We start from the raw sequence: 3,315 nt of genomic DNA on the forward strand, positions 1-3,315 counted from the left end.
GCTCCGGCACGCGATGCTGCAATGACCATTTCTGGTGTGGTAACACCAAACATGGGAGCTTGGATAATCGGATAATCAATACCTATTAATTGTGTAATTTGATTTGACCATTTCATATCGGAAGTAATTAATATGCTTAAGATTCAACTAAAATAGCTTTCATGTGATTGTTCTAATTTAAGCTATTTTAAAACAAATTATACTATAATACTAGAAAATCATCCTGCATTGCGGTACCAAATAAGCGATTTATACCGTATATTTATTCTATAGTATTACGTAACAAACAATTTTATGAAAATCGCTTTCTTTTCGACAAAACCATACGACAAATTATTCTTTGAGCAAGAAAACAGCACCTATGGCTTTCAGTTCAATTTTTATGAAACGCATTTAGGTCCACACATTGTCAATGCTATTGAAGATGAGAAGGTAGTCTGCGCATTTGTCAATGATAAACTCAACCGACAAGTTATTGAAGTACTTGCTCAAAAAGGTGTTGAGCTGATCGCCTTACGCTGCGCTGGCTTTAATAACGTTGATCTGGAAGCTGCCAGGGAATTTGGGATAAAAGTTTGTCGGGTGCCCGCCTATTCCCCTGAAGCGGTCGCTGAACACACCATGGCCATGTTATTGACATTGAATCGTAAAACACATAAAGCCTATAATCGCGTACGGGAGCAAAATTTTGCATTGAATGGACTTTTGGGATTTAATCTCCATCAGAAAAAAATTGGCGTTATTGGTACTGGAAAAATTGGAAAGGCTTTTATCAAAATCGCATTGGGATTTGGGGCAAATGTAATTGTTTATGATTTATACCCAGACCAGCAGCTTACAGCACAAGGTGTCAATTACAGATCGTTGGATGAAGTCTTCAAAGAATCAGATATTATTTCTCTTCATTGCCCGCTTACTCCCGAGAACCACTATCTCATTAATAAGGAGTCATTGGACAAGATGAAAGATGGGGTGACAATTATTAATACAAGCAGAGGCAATCTAATCAATACCAATGATGCTATTAAAGCGCTTAAAGAACGAAAAATTGGCTTATTAGGTATTGACGTTTATGAACAAGAGGAAAAGTTGTTTTTTAAAGACTTATCGACAACAATTATTGAAGATGAAACAATACAATTATTGATGAGTTATCCGAATGTTTTGGTTACGGCGCATCAAGCTTTTTTCACAACAGAAGCATTAACAGAAATTTCTCAAAGAACGCTTCGAAGCATCTCCGACCTATCAACCAAAGGGATCACTGACGCAGAAGTCTTGCTATAGCAAGACTTAATATCAAATTTATTTCGGATAAAACAATGAAAAACCATGTTTTGAAAGGATTCCTCTTGGCAATCGGGGCGGCTATTCTTTGGGGTGTATCGGGTACTTTTGGCCAATTTCTTTTTCAAAAAAGGGCAGTTAACGTAGAATGGCTTATTACGGTAAGAATGCTTGTGACAGGCATTGTATTATTGCTTTTGGCGGGAATGCACAAGAAAAATGAGATTTGGCAGATTTGGCGTCATCGTAAAATAGTTTAGCACTTCTTCTATTCAGTATTTTTGGTGTATTAGCCGTCCAATATACTTATTTTGCCGCCATAAATTATTCCAACGCTGCTACCGCAACTGTGCTACAATATACAGGTCCGGTCCTGATCGCAATCTATATGGCGTTGAACAAGAGAAAATTCCCTTCGAAAGTTGCCTGCCTGGCCATACTTTTAGCTATACTGGGCACATTTCTTTTAGTCACACATGGGAATTTTGGTTCCCTGTCGATTTCTCCTCTCGCATTATTTTTTGGTTTGATGTCAGCTGTTACGCTTGCTTTTTATACACTACAACCAATCCACTTGTTAAACAAGTATAATGCGGCAATAGTTATCGGTTGGGGAATGCTATTGGGAGGTCTCGTTTTTTGCTTTGTCAAACCTCCTTGGGAAATTGATGGAATCTGGGATATATATACCTATAGCTACACTGCTTTTATTGTTGTCTTCGGCACACTAATCCCTTTTTATGCTTATCTAACAGCAGTTAAGCTTATTGGTGGACAAAAGACAAGTCTTCTAGCTTCTGCCGAACCCTTATCGGCGGCCCTATTAGCTGTCTTGTGGTTAAATACACCATTTAGAGAAACAGACTGGATCGGCACTTTTTGTATTATCGGTACAATAGTCTTATTGGGCATCACCAAAAATGAGGAGCGAAAAAGGATAAGCTAAATGCCTATCCCCTTTCGCGCTTGTAATCTGACCACCACTCATCAAGTCTTTCAATGACGGGTAGTAAAGTTTTACCTAATTCGCTGAGTTTATATTCCACGCGTGGTGGAGATTCAGCGTAAATCTGTCTACATAAAATACCATCGCGTTCGAGCTCACGGAGCTGAACAGTCAATGTCGTTTGTGCCAGATCTTCCATTTCCCGTCGTAGCTCACCAAATCTTTTGGGGCATTGTTTAGCAACAGCCTTAATGAGCGAAACTTTCCATTTTCCACCTATTATCTTAAAAATTCCATTGACATCACAGCAGGCGCCAAAATTTTCACTTTTTTTTTCATTCATAATCACCTCATACTGACCATTAGTTCATAAAAACATACCAAGTACATAATTTATAACTACTTGATTGTAGAAAATATCCAAGCTATTTTTAACCATAAAATTATTAAAAACTTTCTATATGCGCTTTCAAATTAAAGATTTACTTCATATTTTCCTCCTTTCAACTGGTATATTTCTATTTGTCATAGATCTCTTTATTATTAATGTTTCCCTTCCCACAATTCAACATGGACTACATCTACGAGACAGTGATACGCAATGGATTATAATACTTTATATTATTGGGTATGCAAGTCTTCTAATCAATGCTGGGAATGCCGGAAATCATTATGGAAAGAAGAAATTATATTTAATTGGGATGGCTTGTTTTACTGTAGCCTCCCTTGTATGTGGCTTAGCCAATAATCTTTACATTTTATTGGCCGGAAGATTGATCCAGGGGATTAGCTCTGGACTTATGGTTCCACAGGGCATCGCATTGATCACGTTACTTTTTGAAAATCCGGAGAAGCGATCGATGGCTTTGGGTATCTATGGAAGCATAGCAGGTATTGCCTCAGTAATAGGTCAATTATTAGGCGGAATTCTTCCGGATCAGACTTGGATACATGAAAGTTGGCGTCTTATTTTTTTGATCAATGTTCCCATTGGGGTACTTGCCTGCTTTGCTGTCTATCGCTATACATTCAATGATCAAGTTACTGGAAAATCTAAGATCTCTTTTATCCCTATGATAACG

At 37.8% G+C, this 3,315-nt stretch carries 5 protein-coding genes; 4 read left to right on the forward strand and 1 reads right to left on the reverse strand.

Going from position 1 to position 3,315, the window contains the following annotated elements; all coding sequences use genetic code 11:
* Window positions 1–294 precede the first annotated feature (294 nt).
* From B2X72_RS03400 to B2X72_RS03410, 3 genes are read left to right on the forward strand one after another with little or no spacing between them, the layout of a single operon-like run.
* The gene (locus B2X72_RS03400; RefSeq protein WP_286848266.1) at window positions 295–1,287 is read left to right on the forward strand and encodes a 2-hydroxyacid dehydrogenase; all 993 of its coding nucleotides are present in this window, start codon (window positions 295–297) and stop codon (window positions 1,285–1,287) included.
* Between the two features lie 35 nt (window positions 1,288–1,322).
* Window positions 1,323–1,547 (forward strand): EamA family transporter, encoded by a 225-nt coding sequence (locus B2X72_RS03405; protein WP_208734063.1) that lies wholly within the window; start codon window positions 1,323–1,325, stop codon window positions 1,545–1,547.
* 17 nt (window positions 1,548–1,564) lie between these two features.
* Window positions 1,565–2,233: an EamA family transporter gene (locus B2X72_RS03410; protein WP_280176842.1), complete on the forward strand. Its 669-nt coding sequence runs from the start codon at window positions 1,565–1,567 to the stop codon at window positions 2,231–2,233.
* A 4-nt stretch (window positions 2,234–2,237) separates the two neighbouring features.
* Here B2X72_RS03410 and B2X72_RS03415 read toward each other — a convergent pair whose 3' ends face one another.
* Window positions 2,238–2,576, reverse strand: a complete 339-nt coding sequence (locus B2X72_RS03415; RefSeq protein ID WP_088161659.1) for a winged helix-turn-helix transcriptional regulator — start codon at window positions 2,574–2,576, stop codon at window positions 2,238–2,240.
* Between the two features lie 118 nt (window positions 2,577–2,694).
* Between B2X72_RS03415 and B2X72_RS03420 the strand changes: the two genes are divergently transcribed.
* A partial coding sequence (locus tag B2X72_RS03420; protein ID WP_286848267.1) for an MFS transporter occupies window positions 2,695–3,315 on the forward strand: 621 nt, incomplete at its 3' end.

It is taken from the genome of Sphingobacterium sp. UBA7253 (assembly GCF_002472745.1).
Taxonomy (GTDB): Bacteria; Bacteroidota; Bacteroidia; order Sphingobacteriales; family Sphingobacteriaceae; genus Sphingobacterium; species Sphingobacterium siyangense.

Bases quoted from the DNA above. Each gene is read 5' to 3' on its own strand.
- B2X72_RS03405 (WP_208734063.1), top strand. From the start codon at position 1,323: ATGAAAAACCATGTTTTGAAAGGATTCCTCTTGGCAATCGGGGCGGCT.
- B2X72_RS03415 (WP_088161659.1), bottom strand. From the start codon at position 2,576: ATGAATGAAAAAAAAAGTGAAAATTTTGGCGCCTGCTGTGATGTCAAT.
- B2X72_RS03400 (WP_286848266.1), top strand. From the start codon at position 295: ATGAAAATCGCTTTCTTTTCGACAAAACCATACGACAAATTATTCTTT.